The organism is Halomonas sp. ND22Bw (assembly GCF_003011945.1).
Taxonomy (GTDB): Bacteria; Pseudomonadota; Gammaproteobacteria; order Pseudomonadales; family Halomonadaceae; genus Halomonas; species Halomonas halophila.
In genome coordinates this window covers 1-401 of record NZ_PXWD01000253.1, presented here as the reverse complement: position 1 = coordinate 401, position 401 = coordinate 1, and the positions used below count along the sequence as shown (strand labels likewise).

1 pseudogene is annotated in these 401 nt (G+C 70.6%); it reads right to left on the bottom strand.

The window, feature by feature from the left end:
* A pseudogene (locus tag CVH10_RS17930) lies at window positions 1-256 on the bottom strand (hypothetical protein); the annotation flags it as partial.
* Between the last annotated feature and the right edge of the window lie 145 nt (window positions 257-401).

The following is a 401-nucleotide window of genomic DNA, read 5'->3' as shown; positions in this document are numbered from 1 at the left end:
CGTTGGCGGACAGGGTGATCAGCCGGACTGGCAGACGCAACACGTCGGAGGCGGACTTGAGCCGCTCGGTCAGGGCGGCGTCCGCCGTGCCGTCGTCCAGCAGGATCAACTCGACCGCGCCGTTCAACGCCTCGGCCTCTCGATCCAGCAACTCCATCAGCGCCTGAGGATCGTCGCGGAGGAAGGGGATCAGGACCGAGATCGTCGGTCGGGCGGCCGCCCAGGCGGCGTTGTCGTGGATGGCGGCCCCGATCATACGGCCACTCGTCGGCGGGCCTGGATCAGGCGTTTCAGCACATCGCGGACCCCGGCGGCGTTCAGCGCCAGGGCGGCGCCGGCATAGACCAGGCCGCCTACGCCGGCGTCCAGGATCAGCTCGACCAGGCCGCCGGCGCCGATCA